The sequence below is a fragment of the Cupriavidus sp. SIMBA_020 genome (genome assembly GCF_046535395.1).
GTDB classification, from domain to species: Bacteria; Pseudomonadota; Gammaproteobacteria; order Burkholderiales; family Burkholderiaceae; genus Cupriavidus; species Cupriavidus campinensis.
Genome location: NZ_JAWRWU010000001.1, coordinates 807,196 through 832,859, shown reverse-complemented (window position 1 = coordinate 832,859; position 25,664 = coordinate 807,196). Strand labels below are relative to the sequence as shown.

The following is a 25,664-nucleotide window of genomic DNA, read 5'->3' as shown; positions in this document are numbered from 1 at the left end:
CCGCCCCCTCAAGCCAGCGCGGTGGCGGGCTGTGTCAGGCGCTCCAGGGCAATGCCCAGCGCCCGGTCGTCAAACAGGCGATCCTTGCGGGCAGCGGCATCCGGGCCGCCACGCCAGTGGCGCAGCCCTTCACGCAAGGCGGGCACATTGGGCGCAACACCTTCACGAGCCAACAGCCAATCCACGGTTGCCAGCAGTTCCATGCCGAAGGGCGATTCAAAGCCATCAATGAGCGCGGCGGTGGACTCCAACGCTTGCGTGTAGGCCTTGGCCTCGCTCTTGAGATAAGTCTGGACGAAAGCCTTACGCTCGTCGTCGAACCAGATCACATCCAGTGGGTCCGCGTCGCTGATGCGCTTTTCGGAGTGCAGGTAGCTGCCATCCAGATTGTTCAGCAGATGATCGAGCCGGTTGGCGTATGGGCCGTACTTATGCGGCGCAAACTGCAGATTCAACGGGTTGTCGCCCGGGTTGCAGCGCTCGATGGCCCGCTCCAGAAACCACGCCAGCTTCTGGATCTCCAGCAGACTGCACTCCATGCCCAACACCCAGTAGCGGCGCACCAGTTCGGCAATCAGCGCACGGGCGGGTGTCAGCTTCTCGACACCAGCGCGCTTGGCCACGTTCTGGTACTGCTTGGTGGGCTCGAACACCAGAATATCGACATCCAGATCACCCAGCGCCCGCTCAATCTGTTCGCGCACCTCGGCCCATTCCAGCCCCCCATTGCCCGCGCCCAGCGGCGGGATGGCGATCGACTTGACCTGCTGCTCGATCAGGAAGCGCCGCAAGTCCTGCAGGCCCTCGACCACCCATTCCATGCGCGACGGCGCACGCCAGTGCTGCTTGGTGGGGAAGTTGATGATCCAGCGCGGGCCGTCGAGTTCGTGCACCGGCGTGACGAACATCTTGCCGGTCTGAACTTCCTTGGCCTTGCAGGCGGTGGCGTAACGTCGGAAGTTCTCGTCGAAACGCTCCTTGAACATCAACGCGATGCCCTTGCCCATCACCCCGACGGTGTTAACGGTGTTGACCAGCGCCTCGGCTCGGGCCTCCAGCAAATTGCCTTGAGTGAATGTAATCATCAGAAGTACCACTGTGGCATAACCCGAACATCCATTTTCAAGCCTCTGGCCTGAATGTGTTGGTCGAGTGTGTTTTTAACTGCATCCGTGTAGCAAATGATGCCAACCAGCCCGGCCACCGGTAAATGGTTGTGAACCAAGGCTTCCGCTTGGTAACGTTCAATCTGCTCCGGATCATCCGGATTCCGCTTGAAATTGCGGGCCTGCAACAACGGCCAATCAATCTCATTCAAACTATCGACACTATTGAAGTACCTTGCAAGCGGCGGGTATGCGTGCCGATCTGTAAACACAAAAGGCAAACCCATCTGGTGCACCTTGTGGAGCGTGGAGACGAGGATGCAGATTTCCTCATTGCGCCGCTTTGTCACTTCCCCGCGCCCGGTATAGATGTTGTACATCATGGGCGAAAACGGCGTGAAGTAAAACGGCACGTAATTCGAAAGCACCCCACCAGGTGCTACCGGCACCACCCGATGAGTACGCCGATCAATCAAATCTGCATTGCCGATGGGCACGAAGTTCGGGTCCTGCACGGCCGCGCTTTTGCAATGCACGCCGTTATCGAGAATCCACGGTAGATTGTCGCGATGGACAATGCGCCAGATCAGCGCCTTTTCCGGGTTGAGGTTGGGATAGTGGTTAACCATCGACCACCTCGGGTTCTTCGATCTTGACGGGCACTTTGCTGGTTAGCAGATCGTGCATCAATCCTTGCTTCTGCTGCTTCAATTTTGAAAGCTCATCCTGCAATGAAAATATGCGGGTATCAGAAGCTTTAATCTTGGCGGCAATATTCCTCTGCTCCTCCATCTCAATTGGGCACGCGATCTTCATCTTTTTGAAGTATGGCAACCCAATCGTAAGAATGGTGCTGCCCATCGCGATATTTTCAAATGTCCGTTTATTAAATTGAAGCCAGTAATACAGGAAGTGGTTATCCATTTTTTGGTCGCACTTCCAGCACATGAAGTGCTGGCTGACGGCCATAGGCTCCGTGGTGATCGCGCTTTTGCCGACACCAGCATCACGAGACAAGACAACGATGCCCGCCGGATGCAAAACAGCGGAGGAATTCTGGATTCCTTTATGGCTGATCTGAAGTTCAGTGTCCGAGATGTAAAGCTGATCAAGGCGATGGGAGTCAGCCAGAGAAACCCATTTAATTCCGCCGTTCCAATACTCGGGGAAATTCTTGTTAGGCGTGTGTCCGCTGCCACGAAGCGCAAGCTTATCGAGCAGCTCGTACTGCCACTCTTTGGGAATCCACCCAATCGCCGTTTCCTGATAAAGCTCCGGGGCCTGTTCGCGCGGCGGGCGCAGTTGGCCGTTGGGCAGCACGCCACGGGTGAACAGGTCGCGCATCAGGCCAGCCTTGATCTGCTGGCATTTGGCGATCAGGGCTTCGGTTTTTTCGATGGCGGTGTCGATGCTGGAGAGGATGGTGGCAATTTTTCGCTGTACGGGCAAAGCCGGAGCGTAGACCTTATAGCGACTAAAGAAGTCTGATTGAACACGCTGCTGGCCCGCTGAGCCGGACATGAATATTTCGGCTGTCTGCCGTGTCTGCTTCCATTGCATCAACTGGTACAGATATCCGGGAACACTGGCTTGCGTGGCCCTTAGTACATGAAACTCAGTGCTGCCGCAGCCAACCCCACCTGTTAGACTTTCCGCCAAAGCGCCCTTACCGTTCTCCATGCACGGGGTGATCTTGGCGAATAGGACATCGCCGTTCTGGAAACGGGTGAAGCCAGAGTTGACGGTGTCGAAGGGCAATTCGCTTGACTCAGTTATGCCACCACCTTCACTGACCCCACTCATTGAAACAAAACTGACCAACTCACCAAGCTTTGGCGTTCTCGTCAGCGGTGGATTGATGGTCGCAATGTCGGTGAGGGTACGTTCACTCATACCCCAACTCCACCAGGAATTCCTGCAGCGCCTTGACCGCTTCATCCCGCTCGGACTCGATCTGCTTCGCCGTGACGGCGTACTTGCTCCACAGGTTTTCGACCGCCGCGATGCAGGCGCGTTGATCCGCCCGCAGGTATTGCCGGTAGCTTTCGAACAGCAGCTTGCCCAGACGTTCAACGATGACCTGCCGTGCCTCGTCCTTGCTGATCTTCAGGCGCGCCTGCTCCACCAGTTCGTCCTTCTTGGCCTCGGTGGACTTGATGGCGGCCTTCAGGGATTTGGCTTCGTCTTCCAGTGCCTTATGCGTGGTCAGCTTGGCTTCGATGCGTCCGGCAGTGGCCTTGGCCTGCTGGCCAGCAGCCATGGCGGCTTGGATCACTGACGTGAAAGTGGAGGCGTGGCCCACGGAGGCGGCGAGATCGAGCACGCGCTGGCCGTTGGCGAACTGCACTTCCTTGGCGGTGAAGCCATCGCTGCAATGGTGACCTTTGTCCGTGCCCTTGGGCAAACGCCCGGCCACCTTGATTTCGGTGAACAGATCGCCCACGGCGCCCTTGAGCGTCTTGAGCTGGGCTTTCCACTCGGCGTTGGCTTCCTTGAGTTCATCCTTGAGGGTTTTCACCTCATCGGCAGGCAGCACCCCGGTGTCTTCAGTATCTTCAAAATCCTCTTCACTGGCAGCGGCAAACAGGGCTTGCAACTCGGCGAGGCGGGCGTGCTGTTGTTCCAGTTCTGCCAATACCTCGGGGAACTGGCTTTGCAGGATGTCTTCATCCGGAATCAGCTCCGGCCCCCAGCCGCTGGCGGCGATGGATTTGAAATCGGACACCAGCCCTTTGTAGTAGTTGGCAAAAGCGCCGCGTACCTGATAGCGGTTGAGCAGGTGCTGCCCTGCAAAGGTGCGCTCAATGCTGTCGAGCAGCGTGGCGCGCACGGCGTAGACGTTGCGCCCGGTGGCGTGCTGGTTGTCCGCATCCGGGGCCAGCGCCTCGATGACGGGCAGGTGCTGTTGCCACCAGTCGGCCAGATCGGTCATGAACTGGGCATGGCGCTGGGTGACGCTGGCGTGGCTGTTGATGTGCGGGGCGATGTCGCGCTTGTCGGCCAGGGGGGCGGCAAAGTCGGCATACCAGATGCCATGGGTTGCCGTGGCACGGGGCACAAAGATGCTTTCGCGCAGGCCCGCGTAGTTCTGCCAAAAGTGGCCCAGGGCATCGACTTCGCTGACTGGCACGCCGCCGTGCAGATGGGCGCGCACGTCGTGCGGCTCTGGTGGCGGGGCGTTGTCCACATAGCGGCGGATGTTGCAGTTGTAGTCTTCCGCCTTGATATCGGCCACCGGGACGCGCTTGGCGTAGCCGTCAATGTTCTGCCCAGCGCGGTAGGCGTGAACAATTTTGTCGATGTCTTCCGGACGCAGGTGGTTTTGCGCCTTGCCCTCGCGGTATTCGCGGTCGGCATTGATGAAGAGCACGTGATCGCGCTGCTGCGCACCTTCCTTGTTCAGCACCAGGATGCAGGCCGGGATGCCGGTGCCGTAGAACAGGTTGCTGGGCAGGCCAATGACGGCCTCGAGATAACCCCGGTCGATGAAGTACTGGCGCGCCTCGCGCTCCTCACCGCCACGGAACAGCACGCCGTGCGGCATGACAGTGGCCATGCGGCCATTGCTCTTGAGTACCGCCAGCATGTGCTGCACGAACATCAGGTCGGCTTTTTTCCCCTTTTCCGGCATCCAGACGTGAAAGCGGCCGGGGTAGGCGATGGGTTCTTTTTTCTTGGCACCGCTGCCGTCGTCCTTGGATTTGGTCTTGGCGTAGTTCTGGCTGAAGGGCGGATTGGCAAGCACACGGTCAAAGCGGCGCAGCTCGTTGTTTTCGTCTTTGTGCTGCGGGTCAGCCAAGGTATCGGCATTACGGATGTCCGCGTGCGAGATGCCGTGCAGCAGCATGTTCATCTTGCAGATGGACCAGGTGGTGCCCATCTTTTCCTGCCCGTTGAGCGACAACTCGGCGGCATCAGCCCCACATTCGCGCAGGTAGTCACGTGCCTGGATCAACATGCCTCCCGAGCCAACGGTTGGGTCGTACACGCTCATGTTTTCTTTGGGGTCGCAGATTTCGACGCAGATGCGCACTACCTCGGCCGGGGTGTAGAACTCGCCTGCTTTCTTACCTGCCGAATCGGCAAAGTGCTTGATCAGCCATTCATAGGCGGCACCGAGCAGATCGGGGAATTCGAAATCATCATCCCGCAGCGGGATCTTTTCGAAGTTCTGGATGAAGTCGACCAGGGTGTCGTCATCCAGCGTGTTCTGGCCGATCTTGCGGTTGAAGTTGATGGTGCCCTTGAGCACATCCTGCAAGGCATCGGCGTTTTCTTCCTCAAGCGCTTCCAGTGCTTTGTTGAGCGTGGAGCCGACGTTTTCCTTGACGTGCTTGAGCGCAGGCTGCTGGTTGCCTGCATCGTCTACCCACGGATCGTTCCAGCGGGCTCGTGGCGGCACGTAGAAGTATTTGCCCGAGTATTGATCCGGGTCTTCGAGGTTGAGGGCGATGTCGGCCTCAGACAGACCCGCCGCCTTGCCTTCCCTCTTGATCTCTTCCCGACGCTGATCGAACAGATCGCTGGCGCGCTTGAGGAACAGCATGCCAAAAATGTATTCCTTGTACTCGCTGGCATCCATGTTGCCGCGCAGATCATCGCATGCCGTGAGCAGCAAACTTTCCAGGCGGGCGAGTGTGAGTTTGGCGGATGGCATCGTTCAGTCTGTTCCTCGGTTCTTGTTGTCTCTGCAACTCAATCCAGCACCACCAGGAATTCGGTGGCCAGCGCAGTGGGACGGGTTTGGCGGGCATTTTTGGTCAAAGCCACCAGTCCGTACCCTTCCATCATCCGCAGCGTGCGCGACAGGTTGGGGACCTGCCGCCCCGACAGTGCCGCCAGCTCGGTCATGGTCTTGGGCTTGGCCTGCCGGATCAGCCGCAGCAAGGCGCGGTTGTCCTCCGACAAGACCGCCGCCAGCGTGGCCATCGACGGAAACCAGACCGTAGGCATCTGCTTGCCTGAAACCGTGGCCTCAGGCGCATCAGTGGGTCGAATTCCGACTACACAACGTTTCATGGCGAATGGTTCTGGATCAACAGAAAATTACCCTCCATTGTATCAGTCCGACACAACTATTACGAGGGGCTGGAGAGCCAGGTTTCTAATCATCTTTGCTTGGCTTCTTGATCGTTCAGCGCGTGAATGGTGGTGTTATCCATCAACCCGGAGCCAGCCATGACCACCCAGTCCACCGCCCTCGACACCTACCTTCAACGCCTGCCGATGATCCTCGCCAAGATCGAAGCCCTGCGCCAACTGGCCGATAACCACTTCGGCCACGACCCGGACGCCATCCACTGGGGCCACGTCGGTGACCTCGGGCGGGTGGATCAGGCGCTGGATAACCTGCTGGCGATCTTCGACGGCCAGGTCAAGTGACGGAGGCCATGATGGAGACCCTGCTCAAACTCTCCCCAGCGCAAAGCCTGCTACTGCGCACTGCCGCCCGCCGTCCTGATGGGCGAGTCATCCCGCCTGACACACTGCGCGGCGGCGCACGGGTCAAGGTGCTGACCTCACTGCTGCAGCGCGGGTGGATCGATCCTACCGACGACGGCCACGTTATGACCGACGCGGGCTATGCGGCCATCGGCCAGAAACGACCCATGCTGCCGGATGACGTCCAGCCGATGGACACCATCGGCGATCTCCAGCTTCTGGAGGGCATCCCGATCCGCCCCGGCACCAAGCTCGCCTCGCTGGTGATGGCACTGCGCCGCCCGCAGGGAGCAACCAGCCTGCAATTAATGCTGGCCACCGGCTGGCAGCCGCACACGGTGCGCGGCGCGATCTCCGGGATGCTGCGCAAGAAGCTGGGCTTGAACGTGGTGCTGGCGCACAACGAATCCGGCGAGCGGGTGTATCGGGTGGTCTGATCATCACGGACAGGGAGTGAATTCAGCTCACGCCCTTGTCGTAAGGGGCTCCAAATCCTGGACACCCTCGGTGGCCGATTTCGCAACATTCGACATAAAACCACCAGCAAACCCGCACCAGCATTGAGTTTTCGTCCCAGGCCGTTTTCCGCGCGGCCGGTGTGCAAACCTGCGAACTCGGTACGCACCCTGGTTCGCACCTTCCGTATTCCCCTCCATCCTGCGAACGCCAGTGCTGACGTGGGATCTGGCCCGCTGGCCAACGCCGCCGGGTGCGAACCGCAAACCCTGCAAACCTTGTTTTCTGGTCTGACGGTGGCGCAATGCTGCGCTGTCGCCCCCCGTATTGGAATATCGCCAGGAAGGACCCCTTTTGCCTGGGGCATGTATGCGTGCGCGGGCCATAACAATAGACGCTGACCATCACCATCGTCACCACCATCACAGGCGCTGGCCCGATGTGACAGTGGTGATGGTCGTGACGGTCGCCGCTTATTGTTTACACCGGCGAAAGCACAGATACGCCCTCGGCACGATCATCACGCAGGGAGCGTGGCGGTGGATCGTACTGGGCGATGTCCCCAGCATGGATGAACGTGGACGGTGCTGGACCACCCTCGGTAGACTGATGGGCAATGAATCCCCATCTGCTCACCCTGGCCCTGACCACACCGCTCGAACAACTTCTGGAGTTGCCGAACGCGGTGCGGATTGCTGCCTGCGCCCGAGAAGATTTGCAGCGCTTTAGCACAGAGCAGTTGGCGCAGATGTTGGCCAGCATGGATGCCGCCATCACCGATACCGTGACATTGGCGCAAATCAAGCACGGCGGCGAGCTGGTCAACCGACGCGAGCAGCGCGACTTGGACTGGTTCATCGAGGTCACCAATCAAGCCGAGTGGCCGCGCCTGAGGTCAGCACCGGCAACGGATCGGGATTACCTCCGGCTCTTGGCGCTCTACAAGTTGGGCGCGGTGATTGAGGCCACAACAGATACCCCGCCCGGGATCATCATCAGGCCGGCGGTTGAAGCGTTGATGGAGTCGCTGGAATCCTTGGTGCTGGCCGATCTATTGCCGGAGTCACCGTCAGCTGAGCAGATCATCGAAGAGGCGTGGAAGGCAGGGCTCACACCAGAGCCCGTTGCCGCCGACGAAGTGCGCAAGGCGCAAAGCCAGGCTGTCAGACGGGCGGCCGATGCTCGACACGCCAGCAACCGGGCCGCAAGGCAAAAGGCCCTGCAACTGTTCGCATCGAATACGTACCGCACCAAGGAAGAGGCCTACCGCATCATCGGCGCGCAGGTCTGCAAGGCACCGGGCACGATCAAGAATTGGATCGCGGGGATTCCAAAGGACTCGCCGCCCAAGTAATTTCACTGCGAACCTTCACGCTGCGCGCAGCGTGATCATCGTGCGCGCACCGTGTCTATGAATGCCGATTCTTGTGGCATTCAATACAGAGCATCCCCAAACGACCACGGATGCTCGCCATGTACCAACCCCGTCCTGCACTGCCCGAAACCGGCTTCGTTCGGTTGCCGCAGATTCTGTCCCTGATCCCCATCAGCCGTTCGGCCTGGTGGGCTGGTATCCGGGAAGGCAAATTCCCCCAAGGCATCAAACTCGGCAGCAAGACCACGGTCTGGCGCGCTGAGGACATTCGCCATCTCATCGAACGCTCGCGCTGATTCGGGCGGTGATGATGAGCGCGCCCATCCCTTCGCCGGACGGAGTAGTAGAGAACGACCGTCACCACCATCACGACCATCACACGGTCGAGATGGATGCTGTGGCCACTCCAGGGCCAACACCTGACACCGATCCCGTTGATGTGATCGAGGCGGCACTGGTCCGTCTGGTGGATGACGTGGGCGTGCTGGCCGAGGAAGACGTGGTGCGCGCCTTCTCGATCCTCAAGGCCACGGACCTGCCCAGCTACTTGCGCCTGCGCCACGCCGCCAAGAAGGCGAACCGTGATTGCTCGGTGACGGTCCTCGACAAGCTGGTGCGCGATGAACTGCCCGGCAGCGATGACGACGCGAGCGCGCTCGATGAACTGGTGGCGCTGGCCCGGGCGCAGTGCCAGTTGCACCACGACGCGGATCGCAATGCGGTCGCCGTGATTCCCATGCCCAGTCGGCGCGAAGTGTGGCGGGTGTATTCGTCAGGCTTCGAGGACTGGCTGCGGGCGGCGTACTGGCGTGCCAAGGAAATGGGCGTGTCGGAGACCACGATGAAGTCGGCGCTGGCCACGCTCGCCGCTGCGGGCATCAACGATGGCGACGAGATCGAAGTCCACGTCCGCGCCGCCCGGAGTGACGATGGCTACCTGATCGATCTGGCCGATGAGCAGTGGCAGGCCATTCACGTCACCCCCCAGGGCTGGCGGGTGGTGAACGAGTCGCCGGTGTATTTCACCCGCACGCCCTCCATGCGCCCGCTGCCGATGCCGGTCGCGCAGGGTGATGTCGGATTGCTCTGGCAGCACACCAACATTCCGGCGTACAGCCGCGTGATGGTGCTGGCGTGGCTGCTGGACTGCTTTCGCCCGGACACGCCTTTCCCAGTGCTGGAACTGGTGGGCGAACAAGGCTCGGCGAAATCCACCACGCAATCCGTGCTGCGCAGTCTGGTCGATCCCAACAAGGTGATGCTGCGCGGGCGGCCCAAGACGGTGGAGGACGTGTTCGTCGCCGCAGCCAACAACTGGCTGGTCAGCTACGAGAACCTCTCCGGCCTCACGCCCGAGCAACAGGATGCCTTTTGCACCCTGGCCACCGGCGGCGGCTTTGCCTCGCGCCAGCTCTACACCAATGGCGAAGAGCACGTGATGGAGACCAAGCGGCCGGTGGTGCTCAACGGCATCGCCGTGGTTGCCACGCGACCGGACCTGATCGACCGGGTGATTCACGTCGATCTGCCGACCATCCCCGCAGATGCCCGGCGTGACGATGCCGACACCCAAGCAGGCTGGGAACGTGATCAACCCAAGGTGTTCGCTGGCTTGCTCGATCTGTTCTCGGCGGCGCTGGCCATTCTGCCGACGGTCAAGCTCACCCAGAAGCAGCGCATGGCTGATTACGAGCGCCTGGGCGAGGCAGTAGCCCGCGCCCTGGGCTTCGCCGCTGGTGAATTCCAGCAGCAGTACGCCGAACTCGTGCGCGCGGGCATCGACCGGGCCTTGGAAAGCAACGCCGTCGCGCAGGCACTGGACAAGTACCTCGCGGACCGTGTGCTTCCCTTGAACTGGCAGGGCACCGCCGGCCAGCTCTACGACCTGCTGAACACCCACAGCATCCCCGACCGCAGCAGTTGGCCGCGATCACCCAAAGGTCTGTCGGATCAGTTGCGCCGCATCGCCCCGGCCTACCGCGCCAAGGGCATCGACATCACGCATCTCGGCCACAGCCGTGAGGGCGCGCGCTGGCGCATTGCCCAGACCCGTTCCCAAACCAATCCTGCCACGCCACCCGGCATCGAGGGTGGCACTCGATATGGAGCTCACCGTGAGTAATCCCAACTTGCATCCCATCTGGGCCAAGGTTCTCGGCATCACGCCGCAGACCACCAGCCCATCCACCTCTGCCGAAACGCAGCTGTCCCCGCTGGCTGCCGCGATTGCGGCGATAACCGGGCAAACCAACTCCCACCGGGGTTGGCTGGCCACCAGCCATCCCCGCCGCCCCGGTGCGCCGGTCGGCATCAAGAAGCAGGTGGGCCCCGGCCTGTGGGTCAGCACCGTCGCGCGGCCCGGCGATACCCACTACCCCATCCATCCCTGATCAAACCTGGAGACCATCACCATGAAACTGAACCCGTTCGGCAAGAAGTCCAACCCCTACCTCGACAAAGTCAAGGCTGAGCGCGACGCGCTCAACCTGGAACTCGCGCCCCTCAAGGCCGAATTGGCAGAGGCTGAAGCCGAGCACGCTGCGGCACGCGAGAAGCAAACCCGGCTGCGTGATGCCGCCGGCTCTCTGTCGATGAACACGCCACCGGCCGCCAAAGCCCACTGGCCCATCCTGTGCGAGGCAAATCAGCGGATGGAAAGGCTCAAGTCGAAGGTGTCCAACCTGGAGGGCCAACTGCGACCGCTGCAGCAGGCCCTGGCCACGCCCGAGCGCTTCGCACTGGCCCGCAAGCAGCTTGACGATCTGATGGCACAACGCAAGGCGCTCAGCGCTGAGGTGCAGACGGTCGATGGCCAACTGACCAAGATTGCCAAGCGGCTGGCGGACCTCGAAACGCGCATTGCTGTCGAGACGAAGTCGGCATCCCGGACGCTGCTGGACACCGAAGCCGAATTCGTCGTGCCTGAAACCTTGACCAAGCTGGAGGTGGAGCTGCGCATCACCCGGGCATCGCAGGCTGAACTTGAGCGTCAGCGTGATGCGATTCAAGGTCAACTGGCTGGCATGCCCGATGCCGTGCGCAAGGCGAGGGACCACTTCATCCACTGCCGTGCGGCAATGGCCGAAATCGAGCTGCACGAGCAGTTGATGCCGGTCATGAACGCACTGGCTCGCGCCTCGGCGGCCCGGCGCCAGATCAACTACCACCACGAGGAAAGTCGCTTCCCGGTTGAGATTCCTCGAGCGTTGATCGAGGCCGCTGGCGATGCACTGGCGGCAGAAATGCCAGCGGCCTGATCGTCACGCAACCGGCCCACAGGCGAATTGGGTCCTTCCTCGCCAAAACGCCATACGGGGGGCGCGAGCGCGCTGCCCCGCTACCGACAGACCCCGAAACGGGGTTACCAGTTACCACCCCGGTTACCGCCCGGCGCCGTGCCGGGTTACCACTCAAGGAGCTTTTGATGAACCGCACGACAGAACCCCAAGCCAGCGATGGCGCCCGCCACGTGCCCGTTGAACGGCTGCAGCACTACAACCCAGAAGTCGAACACCGCGTGCAAGGCTGGTTTGCCAGTGGAGCGCCGCTGGTCTGGATTCCCATCCTCAGCCAGGAGAACTTCCCGGACGTGCCTCAGCAACTGCTGGAGTTTGCCGACCATTACCAGGAGGCGATGCGCTGGCCCATCCAGCAGATGGATGAACTGCTGCAGTTGCCCAATGGCATCACCGGCTGGTTGATGCCGGCCACGGCCAGTGACACCGACGTGGCCTGCGGGGTGTGGAACGGCGAGGTCTACATCCTGGGCATCAAGGACCGGCGCACCGGCAAACCGCAGACGCTGCTGGGCGAGCGTGTCGATGTGGCGACAGGGCAAGCCGACGCCCCCGAACAGAGCGCGGTTTGACTTGGCTTCTGGTCGCCACAGCGCGTTCATGGAGGTCCGAAAACCACTCTCGATAAAGGACACCGAAATGACCATCACAACCGTCACCGCAGTGGTGACCGACACCAACAAGCGCCTGCGCGGAAGCATGCCAGTGCAGGTCGAGTTTGACGCCTATGGCCCGGTGCGTGTGCAGCACGCTGGGCAAATCTACCGTTACACCGGCAAAGAGGGGCGGAGCCTTGACCGGGACCTTGCTACGCGCGAGATGGCCACCATCGATGATGCCCGCCTGTGGATGACGCTGGACGCATTGCAGATCTGGGAGGATTGAGAATGACGGGTACTCCCAACGGCAGCATTTCAGCCCGACTGGCCGCGCTGCCCTCCTTGCCGATGACAGACCTATGGGCGCTGTGGGATCAGCACTTCCCCCGGCGGCCCAGCCACCGCAACCGCAATTACGTGGAATCGCGTCTGGCCTACCGCATCCAGGAGCAGACCTACGGCGCGCTTCCCACCAACATCCGCAAGATGCTGGTCGAGGCCGGTGCCAAGCATTCCAAGATCAAGACCAGTGTCGGCCGCAGCGCGCAGACCCTGTTGATGCCCGGCACCACGCTGATCCGCGAATGGGATGAACGTCAGCATCGTGTGACCGTCACGCCCGATGGCCTGTACGAACTAAACGGACAGGTGTTCAAAAGCCTGTCGGCGGCGGCGCGCCACATCACGGGCACGCGATGGAACGGGCCGAAGTTTTTTGGGCTGCGCGATGGCAGGGGGAACGGTCAATGAACGCGCCCCTGCTTGCGCCACCGAAACGCTGCGCGGTGTATTGCCGTGTCTCCAGCGACGAACGGCTGGATCAGTCCTTCAATTCCATCGATGCCCAGAAGGAAGCTGGGCACGCCTTCATCAAGAGCCAGAGCCACGAGGGCTGGATCACGGTGGCCGATGATTACGACGATGGCGGTTTCTCTGGCGGCAACATGGAGCGGCCCGCCCTGCGCCGCCTGATGGCGGACATCCAGATGGGCAAGGTCGACATCGTGGTCGTCTACAAGATCGACCGGCTATCACGCTCGCTGGCGGATTTTGCGCGGATGGTCGATGTGTTCGACCGCCACCGGGTCAGCTTCAGCGCGGTCACGCAGCAGATCAACTCGGCCACGTCGATGGGCAGGCTGATGTTGAACGTCCTGCTGTCCTTCGCGCAGTTCGAACGGGAAGTGACCGGGGAACGCATCCGCGACAAGATCGCCGCCAGCAAGGCCAAGGGCATGTGGATGGGCGGGCCGGTGCCGCTGGGCTACGACGTGCGCGACCGGCTGCTGGTGGTCAACGACGCCGAGGCCAAGCTGGTACGGCGCATCTTCGACGACTTCGTGTCGATGCGATCGGCCACGCTGATGGTGAAGGCCTACGGCGCGGAAGGTGTAGTCACCAAGGGTGGCAAGTCTTTCACGAAGCAGACCATCTACAAGATGCTGCACAACCGGATGTACCTGGGCGAGATCGTCCACAAGGGGCAGAGCTTCCCCGGACAGCACCAGGCCATCATCACTGAGGTGCAGTGGGATGCAGTCCACGCACTGATCGCCACCGATGGCATCGAGCGGCGGCGCGAGACCAACGACCGCCAGCGTGAGCCGGTGTTGTTGCGCAGCCTGCTGTTCACGCCAGACGGTGAACGTCTGGTGCCCAGTTACACCGTCAAGAAGGGCAAGACCTACCGCTACTACACGCCGATCAAGCACCGGCGCTTCGGCGCGTGGGCCAGCCAGCACGGGCCACTACCGGCAGCGCCCATTGAGGAATTGGTGACCCAGCAGATCGTAGCGGCGCTGTCAGCGCCGCACGTCGTGCAGTCGGTGTGGGATCGGATTCGGACAGCCCGCCCAGACCTGTCGGAGCCTGAGGTCGTGCTTCCGATGCGAAATCTGGCGGGTCTGTGGCAACAGCTGTTCCCCGTCGAACAGTGTCGACTGGCACAGCTACTGATCGACCGCGTGGTGATTGCCGACGGCGGGCTGGAAATCATCTGGCGCGATCAGGGCTGGCAGGAACTGGCCGGGGAACTGATGCCCGGTACCATCGGCGCGGAATTGCAGGAATGGGAACAGCAGGAGGTGGAGGCATGAAGCCGAAAGTGCAGCCATTGGGGGCAGCAATCGCCCGCGAACGCCGGGATGGCAGCCAAGTCAAGCTGTCCACCTTCATCCCGCTGAAGATCAGGAAGCGCGGCGCCAGCAAGGTGGTGGTGCGGCCAGATGGGGCGGTCGAGTCGCCGGGCAAGGTCACCAGCCAGATCGACCAGCCCTTGCTGGTGGCCCTGACGCGGGCCTACTACTGGCAGCAACTGCTCGACGATGGTGTGGTCGGCAGTGGGAGCGAGATCGCCCAGCGCGAGGGACTGCACCATTCAACGGTCAACGAGCTGCTCCGATTGACGCTCCTGGAGCCTGCCATCATCCAGAGCATTCTGGCCGGGCAGCAGCCCCGATGCATGAGCCTTCTGTGGTTCCAGCGGAATCCGCTACCGACCGACTGGGTGGCGCAGCAGGAGGTGGTGACCGCCTTCGATTCGTAAACAGGACCGCCGTTCGTCAGACCGCTTCAATCGATGGATGCGGGCAGCCACTTGATGCCTGCCACTCCCAGGTTTTTCTGGCTGATGTGGTCACTGAGGATGGGCACGAGGGTCTGCACATTGATCTCAAAGCTGTTCCGCCACATGGCCTGCAGCTTTTTTAACGCGTTTTCATTCCGGTAGATGCTGCCGTCCCAGTCGATGACCATCATCGCCACGTCACCGTCGTCGGCCAGCATACACAGCAAGGCGTCATCGGCGTCCTTGTCGAGCGAGGCCTTGAGCTCGTCCTCGAAGTCGGCCAGAACTTCCACGTACAGATCGATGCTCAGAGGGCTTTGCCCAGACAGCGCAGACTGCAGATCGGCGGCGATTTTCTTCTGGTTGGTCATCGTCGACATTTTCGCTGCAAGGGCCCTGCTTGCCCGTAGCCGACCGAATGGGCCAGTGGGAGGTCGTGACGGGGTTTGAAGCTTGACCGGTGGTCTTGGTTGACGGTGAACCCGCGCGCGTAAGTCTTTGATTTTGCTAGACCGCCATCTGCGCCTACCCGCAGGCCAAACGGAGAACAGAGACGGCTCTGACCGAGAAAGTGGCCGATTTCGGGCGTTTCGGGTGATGGTCACCCGCAGCACAGTTGGCCGGAACCCCGCGTGGTGCGGGGATTTAGGGCAAGAAAAAGGGCCCGGAGACTATCCGAGCCCTTCAATTTGGTGGAGCCGGCGGGAATCGAACCCGCGTCCGCAAGCCCTCCACAGAGAGTTCTACATACTTAGTTCTGTCATTTGATTTAACCGCCGCATCGCGGACGAACACGCTCTACGACGGCGAGTCACTAGGTTTTCGTCCTCGGGCCCGTGACACTCCCGAAGCTTATCTGACGTAAATGACCTCGCCAGTTCTTGCGAACCCTAGCCCGTCAGCGAGCCAGTGCGAGGACGGCTAGCCCTTAGGCTGCCAGTGCGTAACGTTCGTCGTTAGCAGTTATTGCATTCCCATTGATTAACGAGGTGACGGGTCCTCGGTATGCCCTCCACTGCTTCGCAACCCACGTCGAAACCAGGTCGGCCCCAGTGTGAAGATGTAGGAGTCGGATTGTACTCGCTTTGGCCGCTGGCCGGGGGCTTCAGTTCCCGAACAGCGCCAGCAGCTCGGCCGGGTGACGGATCAGGTAGTCTGCGCCCCAGGCTTCGGGCGGCTCGCCGTCGCCGCAGTAGCCGTACGCGGCGGTCACCGTGGCCATGCCGGCCGCCTTGCCGGCCTGGATGTCGCGCAGGTCGTCGCCCACGTACAGGCAGCGTGCCGGCGCCACGCCGCTGACCTCGGCCGCGTGCAGCAGCGGGGCGGGGTGGGGCTTGGCATGTGCCGTGGTGTCGCCGCTGACCACGGCCGAGGCGCGGGGCGCGAGGCCGATCGCGGCCACCAGCGGTACCGTGAAGCGGGTGATCTTGTTGGTCACGATGCCCCAGCGGATGCCGGCGGCTTCCAACCGGGCCAGCACGTCGTCCATGCCGTCGAACAGGCGGGTGTGCACCGCGATGTCGGCCTCGTAGTAGTCGAGGAACGTATCGCGCAGGGCGGGGAACTCGGGGTCGTCGGGCGACTTGCCGAACGCCGCGCCGATCAGGCCGCGTGCCCCGTGCGAAGCCACCGGCCGCAGCTTCTCATAGGCCACGGGCGGCAGGCCGTGTTCCACCACGAGCCGGTTGGCGGCTGCGGCCAGGTCGGGGGCCGTGTCGGCGAGCGTGCCGTCGAGATCGAAAAATACCGCGTCGAAAGTGCGCATGGGTCAGCCCGCCGCCTTCGCCGCCGTCTTGCGGAAGGCCATCATGTAATTGACGCCCGTGTCATGGCCGAGCGAGTACGTTTGCGACAACGGGTTGTAGGTCATGCCGCGCATCTCGATCAGGTCCAGCCCGGCCTGGCGCGCGAAGCGGGCCATCTCGGATGGCGTGATGAACTTCTCGTAGTCGTGGGTACCGCGCGGCAGCATGTTCAGCACGTACTCGGCGCCGACGATAGCCAGCAGGTAGGCCTTGAGATTGCGGTTGATCGTCGAGAAGAACACGTAGCCGCCCGGGCGGACCAGCGTGGTGCAGGCGTGCACGATGGAGGCGGGGTCGGGCACGTGCTCGAGCATTTCCATGCAGGTCACCACGTCCACGCTGCCGGGAATGCGCGCGGCGAGGTCTTCGACGGCAATTTCCTCATAAGTGACGGGCACGCCCGACTCCAGGCTGTGCAGGTCTGCCACCTTGAGGGCCTTGGTCGACAGATCGATGCCGCGTACGGTGGCGCCAAGCCGCGCCATGCTTTCGGACAGGATGCCGCCGCCGCAGCCCACGTCGATCACCTGCTTGCCGGGCAGGTGCGCGATGCCGTCGATCCAGCCCAGGCGCAGCGGGTTCAGGTCGTGGAGCGGCTTGAACTCGCTGTTGGGGTCCCACCAGCGGTGGGCCAGCTCGCTGAACTTGTCGATCTCTTTCGGATCGGCGTTGCGGCCGGGGGGGCTGCCAGCAGGGGAGAGGGTGGAGGTTTGCGACATCGTCAAAGGAGTGGGGTCCCCGGCGCACGGCCCGGAACCTGAGTGCGGAGAGAAGCGTCCGGCAACTGTACCAAAAATAGCGGGCAAAAAAAAAGCCCAGCTTGCGCTGGGCTTTCTTCATCGGAGAGGATCCGATTAACGTGCGCTGCGGGTGCCGACCACTTCGACTTCCACGCGGCGGTTCGGCTGCTGGCAGGCGATCTGTGCCGTGCGGTTGCCCTTGCACGACTTCGGATCCACCTTCAGCTGGCGCTTGCCCTTGCCTTCGGTGTACACGCGGTTGGCTTCCACGCCCTTGCTCACCAGGTAAGCCTTGACGGATTCAGCACGACGGATCGACAGGCGATCGTTGTACTTGTCCGAACCGAACGCGTCGGTGTGGCCCACGGCGATGATCACTTCGAGGGTGATGCCTTGCAGCTTCGAGACCAGGTCGTCCAGCTTGGCCTTGCCTTCGGGCTTCAGAACAGCCTTGTCGAAGTCGAACAGGGTGTCAGCTGCGAAAGTGACCTTCTCGCTCGACACAACCGGAGGAGCCACCGGGGTCGGTGCCGGAGCCGGAGCAGCAGCCGGAGCCAGTGCGCCATCGCACAGGGCATTGGCCGTTGCCGGGGTCCAGGAACTGTCGCGCCAGCAGAGCTCGTTCGTGCCATTCTTCCACACGTACTCGCTCGTACCGTTGCCCCAGTTGTCGTTCACAGCCTTCTTTTCATAGGGGACGGACTGGGCTTGAGCGGATGCAGCCATTACTGCGGTAGCTGCAACGAGCGCGAGCTTGGCAAATTTTTTCATATTTCTCCTCTCAGGATGAGATCACCGCAGGGTTACTGCGAGCAAATGGACGAAAACAAGTCATACATTCTTCGGAGTATAACATTCTCGATGTGGTGGATGCTCCACTTCGAACAATGTCTGGCTCTTCGCTGGGGAATTGTGCCACAAGGCTCGTTTCCTAAGAAGTAAATATATTCGATTCAACCCTGGGGTTTTGGGCCTGTGGTGTTTGTGCAACATCACGCTTGCGGTGCCCGCAAACCCTTGTCCCGTATGGCTTGCGGGCGGTAGGCGCCGCGCCGCGGAGGGCGCCGGCGGGCCCGTTTCCGGGCCGTCCGGTGGGCGTCGGGAAGGGGTGGCGCGCGTGGTAGAATGCCATGTTGCCCGTCCCAGACAGGCGCCCCCGCCGGCGCTCCTGGGGCCAGGGTCTCATTCGCTAAAACCCGCCGCATAAACCAAGCCGCAATGGATCAATTCGCCAAAGAAACGCTTCCGGTTTCCCTGGAAGAGGAAATGCGCCGCTCATACCTGGATTACGCGATGAGCGTTATCGTCGGGCGTGCGCTTCCCGACGTCCGGGATGGCCTGAAACCAGTACATCGGCGCGTGCTCTTTGCGATGCATGAGCTGAATAACGACTGGAACCGAGCCTATAAGAAATCGGCCCGTATTGTCGGTGATGTGATCGGTAAGTATCACCCGCACGGCGACACCGCCGTTTATGACACGATCGTCCGCATGGCGCAGAATTTCTCGCTGCGCTACATGCTGGTAGACGGGCAGGGCAACTTCGGCTCGGTCGATGGGGATAACGCGGCAGCCATGCGTTATACGGAAATCCGCCTGTCGAAGATCGCGCATGAAATGCTCCACGATATCGACAAGGAAACTGTCGATTTCGAGCCGAACTACGACGGTTCTGAAAAAGAACCGAGTATTTTGCCGGCGCGTATTCCGAATTTGCTGATCAATGGCTCGTCGGGTATTGCGGTGGGTATGGCCACCAATATCCCCCCGCATAACCTCAATGAGGTGGTGGACGCCTGCCTGCATCTGCTGCGCAATCCCGACGCCACGGTGGATGACCTGATCGAACTGGTGCCGGCGCCCGATTTTCCGACGGCCGGCATTATTTATGGCATCCAGGGCGTGCGAGAAGGCTATCGCACCGGCCGGGGCCGCATCGTCATGCGTGCCCGGACGCACTTCGAGGACATCGACCGCGGCCAGCGCCAGGCGATCATCGTCGACGAACTGCCGTACCAGGTGAACAAGCGGACACTTCTCGAGCGCATCGCCGAGCTGGTGACCGAGAAGAAGGTCGAGGGCATTTCAGACATCCGTGACGAGTCCGACAAGTCGGGCATGCGCGTGGTGATCGAGCTGAAGCGCAACGAGGTGCCCGAGGTCGTTCTCAACAACCTATATAAGAACACCCAGCTGCAGGACACCTTCGGCATGAACATGGTGGCGCTGGTCGACGGCCAGCCGCGCCTGCTGAACCTGCGTCAGATGCTGGACGCGTTCCTGTCGCACCGGCGCGAGGTGGTCACCCGCCGCACCGTGTTCGAGCTGCGCAAGGCGCGCGAGCGCGGCCATGTGCTGGAAGGCCTGGCGGTGGCGCTGGCGAACATCGACGAGTTCATCGCGATCATCAAGGCCGCGCCGACGCCGCCGGTCGCCAAGCAGGAGCTGATGGCCAAGTCGTGGGACTCGGCCCTCGTGCGCGACATGCTTGCGCGTGCCGAAAGCGACACTGCCGGCGGCCGTGCCTCGTATCGCCCGGATGGCCTGCCCGCCGTGTTCGGCATGCAACCGGATGGCCTGTATCGCCTCTCCGACGGCCAGGCGCAGGAAATCCTGCAAATGCGCCTGCAACGCCTCACGGGCCTGGAGCAGGACAAGATCGTCCAGGAATACCGCGAAGTGATGGCGGTGATCGCAGACCTGCTGGACATCCTGGCGCGTCCGGAGCGTATTACGACCATCATCTCCGACGAACTCGGCGCCATCCGCGCCGAATTCGGCGACGAGCGCCGCTCCACCATCGAACTGAACGCGACCGAACTCGACACCGAGGATCTGATTACGCCGCAGGACATGGTGGTCACGCTCTCGCACAGCGGCTATATGAAGAGTCAGCCGATCTCCGAGTACCGCGCGCAGAAGCGTGGCGGGCGCGGCAAGCTGGCTACGGCCACCAAGGAAGACGACTGGATCGACACGCTGTTCGTGGCCAACACGCACGACTACATCCTGTGCTTCTCCAACCGTGGCCGGCTGTACTGGCTCAAAGTGTACGAAGTGCCGCAGGGGTCGCGCAACTCGCGTGGCCGTCCGATCGTTAACATGTTCCCGCTCGCCGATGGCGAGAAGATCAATGTGATCCTGCCGGTGCGCCAGTTCGACGCCGAGCACTTCATCTTCATGGCCACCGCGCGCGGCACGGTCAAGAAGACCGCGCTGACCGAGTTCTCGAACCCGCGCAAGGCCGGCATCATCGCCGTGGACCTGGACGAGGGCGATTTCCTGATCGGTGCCGCCGTGACCGATGGCCAGCATGACGTGATGCTGTTCTCCGACGCCGGCAAGGCCGTGCGCTTCGACGAGAACGACGTGCGTCCGATGGGCCGTCAGGCTCGTGGCGTACGCGGCATGAATCTCGAGGAAAGCCAGTCGGTCATCGCCATGCTGGTAGCGCCGGCAGAAACTGCGGTGGCGGAATCGGCCGAATCGGCAGCGTCGACCGAAGGCGACGCAGGGTCCGAGGGCGCCGTCGCGGCGGTGGGCAGCGTGCTGACCGCCACCGAGAACGGCTACGGCAAGCGCACGCCGATCTCGGAATACACTCGACATGGCCGCGGCACCAAGGGCATGATTGCGATCCAGACCAGCGAGCGCAATGGCCGCGTGGTGGCCGCCGCGCTGGTATCTCCCGAAGACGAGATCATGCTGATCACGACCGGCGGCGTGCTGATCCGCACCCGTGTGGCCGAGATCCGCGAGATGGGCCGCGCCACGCAGGGCGTGACGCTGATCAACGTGGACGAGGGCACCAAGCTGTCGGGCCTGCAACGGATTGTCGAGACCGATGCCGATAATGGCGCCGGGATCGAGGGTGCCGAGGATGCGGACGCCGATGTGGTGGAAGGTGCCGCTGGCACCGCCGGTGCAGAAGGTGCCGACGGCGCAACCGACGCGGACGCGAATTCGTAATTTGTTGCAACAACAGGACGACGGCCGGAACTCGCCAGACGGCCGTGCGGACTAATCGGACATATTTTCCAGGGAGTCATAATGCTCAAAACCTATCGACGTATTGCTGTTCTGGCTGCTTTTGTCCCGACGATGATGGTGGCCCAGGCCGCCCACGCTCAGGCGCAGGATGCCGACAAGACCGCCGCTATCAAGGAACTGCTCTCCGTCATGCAGGCCGACCAGGCCGTGAAGGGCCAGGCCGAAAACTGGCAGAACGGCGCCAAGCAGGAAGCGCCGCTGGTCCTCGAGCAGGTCCTCGTGGAAAACAAGACGCTGAACGACAAGCAGAAGCAGGCCGCTGTCGACAAGCTGAAGAAGAACGGCGCAGTGCAGCGCATGGTGGATGGCGCCGGCACGGCGTTCAACACCGACGGTTTCCGTCAGGACGCCATCAAGGCCCACTACGACGCGTTCGGCAAGTACTACAGCACCCAGGAAATCAAGGACCTGACCACGTTCCTGAAGTCGCCGACGGGCCAGAAGTTCATGGCCAACCAGGGCAAGGCGACCCAGGAAATCTGGGGTTCGATGATGCAGAAGTACGGCCCGCAGGTTGGCAAGTCGATGCGTGACTCGGCCGAGAAGGAAATCGCCGCCGCTGCGAAGTAAGTGATCCGCAAGGAATCGACGGCCGATCCGGCCGCCGAGCCGCTGCCCTGGCGGCGCGCGTTTGAGGGATAATGGCTGCCTGGTTCAAACCGGCAGCCATTTTTCCTTCTTCCTCCATGAACGATCCCCAGAATCCCGCCCTCGCTGGCCTGCAACGCAACGTGGCCGAGCGCGTGTTCAATTTCTCGCCCGGTCCGGCCGCGCTGCCGACCGAAGTCCTGCAGCAGGCGGCCGAGGAAATGCTGTCGTGGCGTGGCACCGGCGTGTCGGTCATGGAGATGAGCCACCGCAGCCGCGAGTTCGAGGGCATCCACAATGAAGCCCTCGCCGATCTGCGCGAACTGCTCCATGTGCCGAAGAACTTCCGCATCCTGTTCCTGCAGGGCGGGGCGATTGGCGAGAATGGCATCGTGCCGCTGAACCTGGCCAGCCGCGTCAATGCGGCCAAGCCGAAGACCGATTTCGTCGTGACCGGCACGTGGTCGGTCAAGACCGAGCAGGAAGCACGCCGCTATGGCGAGGTCAATATCGCGGCCTCGAGCGCGGATCGTAAATTTACGAAAATTCCGGATGTCGCCAGCTGGAAGCTGTCGGACGACGCGGCCTATGTGCACCTGTGCACGAACGAGACCATCGTCGGCGTGGAATTCCAGGAGATTCCCGACATCGGTCAGACCGGCACGCACGACAAGGGCCGCATCGTGGTGGCCGACGCGTCCAGCCATATCCTGTCGCGCCCGATCGACTGGTCGCGCGTGCAGGTGGTCTACGGCGGCGCGCAGAAGAACATCGGCCCGGCCGGCGTGACCATCGTCATCGTGCGTGAGGACCTGATCGGCTTCGCGCATCCGCTGTGCCCGTCGGCGTTCAACTGGCGCCAGGTGGCCGAGCATGATTCGATGTACAACACGCCGCCCACCTATGCGATCTATATCGCCGGCCTCGTGTTCAAGTGGCTCAAGGCCCAGGGTGGCGTGCCCGGCATCGAGCAGCGCAATATCGCCAAGGCGCGCGCGCTGTACGACTTCCTGGACCAGAGTGACTACTACCGTAACGAGATTGACCCCAGCTGCCGCTCGCGCATGAACGTACCGTTCTTCCTGCGCGATGAATCGCGCAACGAAGCGTTCCTGACCCAGGCGCGCGCGAACGGCCTGGTACAGCTCAAGGGCCACAAGTCCGTGGGCGGCATGCGCGCCAGCATCTATAACGCGATGCCACTGGAAGGCGTGACCGCGCTGATCGACTTCATGCGCGAATTCGAGCGTACTGCCGCCTGATGGCGGGTTTGCACCGATTCTTCCCGGCCGCCCCGGCGCGGCCCACCAGGCTTTGACATGACTAGCGAAGACAAGCGCGCGAACAACGACGCGCCGCCCACAGGGAACCCCGGTCCCAGCGCCCAGGAGCAGGCGCTGTCCGCCGACCTCGCGCCGCTGCGCGGCCAGATCGACGCGGTGGACCGCGAACTGCTGGCGCTGCTGAACCGCCGCGCCCAGCTCGCCCTCGATGTGGGCGAGGTCAAGAAGAAGTACGGCGCGCCCGTGTTTCGCCCCGAACGTGAACTGCAGGTCATCCGCAAGGTGCAGGCCGCCAATCCGGGCCCGCTGCTGGGCGAGAGCGTGGCGTCGATCTGGCGCGAGGTGATGTCCGCCTGCCGTGGGCTGGAAAAGCCGCTCGAGATTGCGTTCCTCGGCCCGGCCGGCACGTTCTCCGAGCAGGCGCTGTACGCCCATTTCGGCCATGAAGTGAGCGGCGTGCCGTGCCCGAGCATCGACGAGGTGTTCCGTGCCGTGGAAGCCGGCACCGTCGAATATGGCGTGGTGCCCGTGGAGAACTCGACCGAGGGCGCGGTGTCGCGCACGCTCGACCTGTTCCTGCAGACCTCGCTGAAGATCAGCGGTGAGATTGCGCTCAAGGTCCATCACAACCTGATGGCTTCCACGCCGGACATGAAGGGCGTGACCGTGGTCCGCGCGCACGCCCAGGCGCTGGCGCAGTGCCAGCACTGGCTCACGGCCAACTATCCGCACCTGGAGCGCCAGGCCGTCTCCAGCAACGCCGAGGCCGCGCGCATGGCGAGCGAAGACCCCACCGTGGCGGCCATCGCCGGCGAGTCGGCGGCCAACCGCTACCACCTGCATCTGGTGCGCACGCATATCCAGGACGATCCGCATAACCGCACGCGGTTTGCCGTGATCGGCCGCTATGAGACCGAGCCGTCGGGCAGCGACCAGACGTCTCTTATCCTGTCGGTACCGAACAAGGCCGGCGCGGTGTACCAACTGCTGGCGCCGCTGGCCGAGAACGGCGTGTCGATGTGCCGGTTCGAATCGCGCCCCGCGCGCAGCGGCGCGTGGGAGTACTACTTCTATGTGGACGTGGAAGGCCACCAGCACGAGCCCGCCGTGGCGCGCGCCCTGGCGGAACTGAAGCGCAACGCCGCGTACTTCAAGGTGCTCGGCTCGTACCCGTCCAGCAAGTAAGGTTCAAGGAGCGAACATGGCAGAACCCGGCCGCGCCACCGACGACGCGCAGAATGCCGCCCACTATTTCGGGCCGTCCTATGTGAGAAAGATCTCGCCGTACATCGCTGGCAAGCCGATTGCCGAGGTGGCGCGTGAGTTCGGGCTCGACGAGGCGCGTATCGTCAAGCTGGCCTCGAATGAGAACCCGCTCGGCATGCCGGCCTCCGCCAGGTCCGCGATTACGGCGGCGATGGATGAGCTGGGCCGCTATCCGGACAGTAACGGTTTCGAGCTGAAGGCGAAGCTTTCGGCGAAGTACGATGTCCCGGCCGAATGGCTGACGCTCGGCAACGGCAGCAACGACATCCTGGAGTTGGCCGCCCATGCGCTGGTGCGGCCGGGCGAGTCGATCGTCTATGCCGAATACTCGTTTGCCGTCTATGCGCTCGCCACGCAGGAAGTCGGCGCGCGCGCCATCGAGGTGAAGGCACGCGATTACGGCCATGATCTCGACGCGATGGCAGCGGCGATTGCGCCCGACACGCGCCTGGTCTTCATCGCCAATCCGAACAACCCCACCGGTACGTTCATTCCGGCGGCCGAGATCGAGGCGTTTCTGGCGAAAGTACCATCCAACGTGGTGGTCGTGCTGGACGAGGCCTATAACGAATATCTCGATGCGGACCAGCAGTACGAGTCCGTGGCGTGGGTGCGCAAGTATCCGAACCTGATGGTCTCGCGCACGTTCTCGAAGGCCTACGGCCTGGCCGGGCTGCGCGTGGGCTACGGCGTGGCCCAGCCGCAATTGACCGATCTGCTGAACCGCGTGCGCCAGCCGTTCAACGTGAACAGCCTGGCCCAGGCTGCCGCCGTGGCGGCGCTTGGCGATGCCGGTTTCCTCGCCCGCAGCGCCACGCTGAACCGCGAAGGCAAGGCGCAGCTGGTGGCCGCGTTCGACCGGCTTGGTCTCCAGCATGTGAAGTCATCCGGCAATTTCGTCATGGTCCGCGTGGGCACCGACGACGGTGCCGGCGCGCGCGTGAACCTGGCGCTGCTGAAGCAGGGCGTGATCGTGCGGCCGGTGGCGAACTACGGCCTGCCGCAGTGGTTGCGCGTGACGATTGGCCTGTCTGAGGAGAACGCCGCGTTCATCGCGGCGCTCGAGCAGGCATTGCAGTGATGAAGATGTCC

The 25,664-nt window shown here is 62.4% G+C and carries 26 protein-coding genes and 1 other RNA gene; 17 read left to right on the top strand and 10 right to left on the bottom strand.

The window, feature by feature from the left end; translation table 11 throughout:
- Positions 1–8: 8 nt before the first annotated feature.
- The 5 genes from SB751_RS03960 to SB751_RS03940 are packed head-to-tail and all read right to left on the bottom strand — an operon-like array spanning position 9 to position 6,035.
- Complete coding sequence (locus SB751_RS03960; protein WP_410747811.1) at positions 9–1,085, bottom strand: macro domain-containing protein; 1,077 nt, start codon at positions 1,083–1,085, stop codon at positions 9–11.
- Complete coding sequence (locus SB751_RS03955; RefSeq protein ID WP_410747810.1) at positions 1,085–1,735, bottom strand: DUF4433 domain-containing protein; 651 nt, start codon at positions 1,733–1,735, stop codon at positions 1,085–1,087. The genes SB751_RS03960 and SB751_RS03955 overlap by 1 nt, the downstream gene beginning before the upstream one ends.
- Complete coding sequence (locus tag SB751_RS03950) at positions 1,728–2,999, bottom strand: restriction endonuclease subunit S (protein ID WP_410747809.1); 1,272 nt, start codon at positions 2,997–2,999, stop codon at positions 1,728–1,730. Before SB751_RS03950 ends, SB751_RS03955 begins: the two co-directional genes overlap by 8 nt.
- Positions 2,992–5,763 (bottom strand): N-6 DNA methylase, encoded by a 2,772-nt coding sequence (locus SB751_RS03945; RefSeq protein ID WP_410747808.1) that lies wholly within the window; start codon positions 5,761–5,763, stop codon positions 2,992–2,994. Before SB751_RS03945 ends, SB751_RS03950 begins: the two co-directional genes overlap by 8 nt.
- A gap of 38 nt (positions 5,764–5,801) precedes the next feature.
- Positions 5,802–6,035, bottom strand: a complete 234-nt coding sequence (locus tag SB751_RS03940; protein ID WP_162524625.1) for a MarR family transcriptional regulator — start codon at positions 6,033–6,035, stop codon at positions 5,802–5,804.
- A gap of 249 nt (positions 6,036–6,284) precedes the next feature.
- On the opposite strand from SB751_RS03940, the gene SB751_RS03935 reads away from it, so the two are divergent.
- From SB751_RS03935 to SB751_RS03880, 12 genes are all read left to right on the top strand, one after another.
- A complete protein-coding gene (locus tag SB751_RS03935; RefSeq protein ID WP_410747807.1) occupies positions 6,285–6,488 on the top strand; it encodes a hypothetical protein in 204 nt (67 codons plus the stop codon).
- 8 nt (positions 6,489–6,496) lie between these two features.
- Positions 6,497–6,985 (top strand): DUF3489 domain-containing protein, encoded by a 489-nt coding sequence (locus SB751_RS03930; protein ID WP_410747806.1) that lies wholly within the window; start codon positions 6,497–6,499, stop codon positions 6,983–6,985.
- Between the two features lie 635 nt (positions 6,986–7,620).
- A complete protein-coding gene (locus SB751_RS03925; RefSeq protein WP_410747805.1) occupies positions 7,621–8,358 on the top strand; it encodes a hypothetical protein in 738 nt (245 codons plus the stop codon).
- 119 nt (positions 8,359–8,477) lie between these two features.
- The gene (locus SB751_RS03920; RefSeq protein ID WP_410747804.1) at positions 8,478–8,675 is read left to right on the top strand and encodes a helix-turn-helix transcriptional regulator; all 198 of its coding nucleotides are present in this window, start codon (positions 8,478–8,480) and stop codon (positions 8,673–8,675) included.
- A gap of 14 nt (positions 8,676–8,689) precedes the next feature.
- The gene (locus SB751_RS03915; protein ID WP_410747803.1) at positions 8,690–10,501 is read left to right on the top strand and encodes a hypothetical protein; all 1,812 of its coding nucleotides are present in this window, start codon (positions 8,690–8,692) and stop codon (positions 10,499–10,501) included.
- Positions 10,494–10,769: a hypothetical protein gene (locus SB751_RS03910; RefSeq protein ID WP_410747802.1), complete on the top strand. Its 276-nt coding sequence runs from the start codon at positions 10,494–10,496 to the stop codon at positions 10,767–10,769. Before SB751_RS03915 ends, SB751_RS03910 begins: the two co-directional genes overlap by 8 nt.
- A 21-nt stretch (positions 10,770–10,790) precedes the next feature.
- Positions 10,791–11,636, top strand: coding sequence for a hypothetical protein (locus SB751_RS03905; RefSeq protein ID WP_410747801.1), 846 nt, complete (start codon positions 10,791–10,793; stop codon positions 11,634–11,636).
- 167 nt (positions 11,637–11,803) lie between these two features.
- Positions 11,804–12,247: a hypothetical protein gene (locus SB751_RS03900; RefSeq protein ID WP_410747800.1), complete on the top strand. Its 444-nt coding sequence runs from the start codon at positions 11,804–11,806 to the stop codon at positions 12,245–12,247.
- 67 nt (positions 12,248–12,314) lie between these two features.
- Positions 12,315–12,560 carry a hypothetical protein gene (locus SB751_RS03895; protein ID WP_410747799.1) on the top strand — a complete coding sequence of 82 codons (246 nt, stop codon included), beginning with the start codon at positions 12,315–12,317 and terminating at the stop codon, positions 12,558–12,560.
- 2 nt (positions 12,561–12,562) lie between these two features.
- Positions 12,563–13,024, top strand: coding sequence for a DUF2924 domain-containing protein (locus SB751_RS03890; RefSeq protein WP_410747798.1), 462 nt, complete (start codon positions 12,563–12,565; stop codon positions 13,022–13,024).
- Positions 13,021–14,370 (top strand): recombinase family protein, encoded by a 1,350-nt coding sequence (locus SB751_RS03885; RefSeq protein WP_410747821.1) that lies wholly within the window; start codon positions 13,021–13,023, stop codon positions 14,368–14,370. Before SB751_RS03890 ends, SB751_RS03885 begins: the two co-directional genes overlap by 4 nt.
- The gene (locus SB751_RS03880) at positions 14,367–14,819 is read left to right on the top strand and encodes a hypothetical protein (RefSeq protein WP_410747797.1); all 453 of its coding nucleotides are present in this window, start codon (positions 14,367–14,369) and stop codon (positions 14,817–14,819) included. The genes SB751_RS03885 and SB751_RS03880 overlap by 4 nt, the downstream gene beginning before the upstream one ends.
- Before the next feature lie 26 nt (positions 14,820–14,845).
- Here the strand turns inward: SB751_RS03880 and SB751_RS03875 are convergent, their stop codons facing one another.
- The 5 genes from SB751_RS03875 to ompA form a co-directional block, all read right to left on the bottom strand.
- Complete coding sequence (locus SB751_RS03875) at positions 14,846–15,220, bottom strand: hypothetical protein (RefSeq protein ID WP_410747796.1); 375 nt, start codon at positions 15,218–15,220, stop codon at positions 14,846–14,848.
- A 310-nt stretch (positions 15,221–15,530) separates the two neighbouring features.
- Positions 15,531–15,891: a transfer-messenger RNA gene (gene ssrA / locus SB751_RS03870) on the bottom strand.
- 54 nt (positions 15,892–15,945) lie between these two features.
- Positions 15,946–16,605, bottom strand: coding sequence for a phosphoglycolate phosphatase (gene gph / locus SB751_RS03865; RefSeq protein ID WP_144197426.1), 660 nt, complete (start codon positions 16,603–16,605; stop codon positions 15,946–15,948).
- A gap of 3 nt (positions 16,606–16,608) precedes the next feature.
- Positions 16,609–17,364 carry a bifunctional 2-polyprenyl-6-hydroxyphenol methylase/3-demethylubiquinol 3-O-methyltransferase UbiG gene (gene ubiG / locus SB751_RS03860; RefSeq protein WP_144197427.1) on the bottom strand — a complete coding sequence of 252 codons (756 nt, stop codon included), beginning with the start codon at positions 17,362–17,364 and terminating at the stop codon, positions 16,609–16,611.
- A gap of 135 nt (positions 17,365–17,499) precedes the next feature.
- Complete coding sequence (gene ompA, locus SB751_RS03855) at positions 17,500–18,156, bottom strand: outer membrane protein OmpA (protein ID WP_144197428.1); 657 nt, start codon at positions 18,154–18,156, stop codon at positions 17,500–17,502.
- Positions 18,157–18,603: 447 nt separating this feature from the next.
- Here ompA and gyrA point away from each other — a divergent pair, with 447 nt between their 5' ends.
- The 5 genes from gyrA to hisC all read left to right on the top strand — a co-directional run bounded on the left by gyrA (position 18,604) and on the right by hisC (position 25,653).
- Positions 18,604–21,354: a DNA gyrase subunit A gene (gene gyrA, locus SB751_RS03850; protein ID WP_144197429.1), complete on the top strand. Its 2,751-nt coding sequence runs from the start codon at positions 18,604–18,606 to the stop codon at positions 21,352–21,354.
- Positions 21,355–21,435: 81 nt separating this feature from the next.
- Positions 21,436–22,005, top strand: a complete 570-nt coding sequence (locus tag SB751_RS03845; RefSeq protein ID WP_144197430.1) for a DUF2059 domain-containing protein — start codon at positions 21,436–21,438, stop codon at positions 22,003–22,005.
- 116 nt (positions 22,006–22,121) lie between these two features.
- Entirely contained in the window at positions 22,122–23,285 is a 1,164-nt protein-coding gene (gene serC / locus SB751_RS03840; protein ID WP_144197431.1) for a 3-phosphoserine/phosphohydroxythreonine transaminase, read from the top strand.
- Positions 23,286–23,342: 57 nt separating this feature from the next.
- A complete protein-coding gene (pheA, locus tag SB751_RS03835) occupies positions 23,343–24,491 on the top strand; it encodes a prephenate dehydratase (RefSeq protein ID WP_144197432.1) in 1,149 nt (382 codons plus the stop codon).
- A gap of 16 nt (positions 24,492–24,507) precedes the next feature.
- Positions 24,508–25,653 (top strand): histidinol-phosphate transaminase, encoded by a 1,146-nt coding sequence (gene hisC / locus SB751_RS03830; protein ID WP_144197433.1) that lies wholly within the window; start codon positions 24,508–24,510, stop codon positions 25,651–25,653.
- Positions 25,654–25,664: the final 11 nt, after the last annotated feature.